The sequence below is a fragment of the Sinorhizobium americanum genome, assembly GCF_001651855.1.
Lineage (GTDB): Bacteria > Pseudomonadota > Alphaproteobacteria > Rhizobiales > Rhizobiaceae > Sinorhizobium > Sinorhizobium americanum.
Map to the genome: position 1 here is coordinate 1 of NZ_LNQC01000003.1, position 1,098 is coordinate 1,098.

Consider the following 1,098-nt stretch of genomic DNA (forward strand, 5'->3'; position numbering starts at 1 on the left):
ATCGCTCACGTCCCCCATTTGGGTGAATGACACTTTGCCCGATCTGGTGTAACGCAACGGCAAGGCACAATTTCCACTCGCACTCGCAATTGGCGAGTTGGGCGGCATAGGGGCAATAGGAGGGGACATGGCCAAACTGACGTACTTCTTTCCAGGCGGTAAGTATCCGATGGACTACACGCCGCCGATAGGCAGTTACGACTACAATCCGTCGTTCAGAGATTTCGTCGATTTGGACACAGCTACGTTGGTTGGAACGCCGAGCTCGACCACGATAACCTTTCAGCTCGATAACGGTCTGAAGCTCAAAATCATCGGAACGGGCTTTGCCTTTGATTCGGATGGCGCAACGGGCGGCACGATTTCCCGAATCGACCTTCTGCTCAACGACGGCACCACGCTGGTCCAGCGGCTCGAGAGCCTTAATTTGTCTCTAGTCGCCTTCGAAAACGCCGCCGAAACCTACGACCCGTTCAAACTCGAACAATGGCTGATGAACCGCAGCGACACGCTTGTTGGTTCCGCCGGAAACGACGACATGTTCGGTTGGGGCGGCAACGACACCTTCTCCGGAGGACTGGGCGACGACTTCATGGTCGGCGGCCAAGGCAAGGATACGTACAACGGCGGGGCGGGCAATGACTACCTCAGTTTCCGCGACGCTTTCGACGACCCGGCCGCAATCCAAGGCATCAACCTGGATGCGGCAGCCGGGACGGTAACCGACCCATACGGCAATGCCGAAACGTTCACGAGCATGGAGTCGTTCGGCGGGACGCAGTTCGCCGATACGATACGCGGCTCGAGCGCGGATGAGCAATTCGTCGGCTTTGGTGGACGAGACTATATTGATGGTCGAGGAGGCTTCGATGAGATCCGCTTCCATCGCGACGCGGAAAATGGTGGATCACTGGGCGTCACCGTTAATCTCGCCACCGGAACGGCCATCGACGGTTTCGGAAAAACCGACACACTGGTGAGCATCGAAGCCGTTCGCTCCACCAACTTCGCCGATAAGCTGACCGGAAACGCAGGGAATAACTCTTTCCGGGCCATGGCCGGTAATGATTATATCGATGGCGGCCTCGGCGCTGACAC

Annotated in this window: 1 pseudogene; it reads left to right on the plus strand. The window is 57.4% G+C overall.

The features are described from left to right. Positions 1-127: 127 nt before the first annotated feature. Positions 128-1,098, plus strand: a pseudogene (locus tag ATC00_RS00020) (calcium-binding protein); the annotation flags it as partial.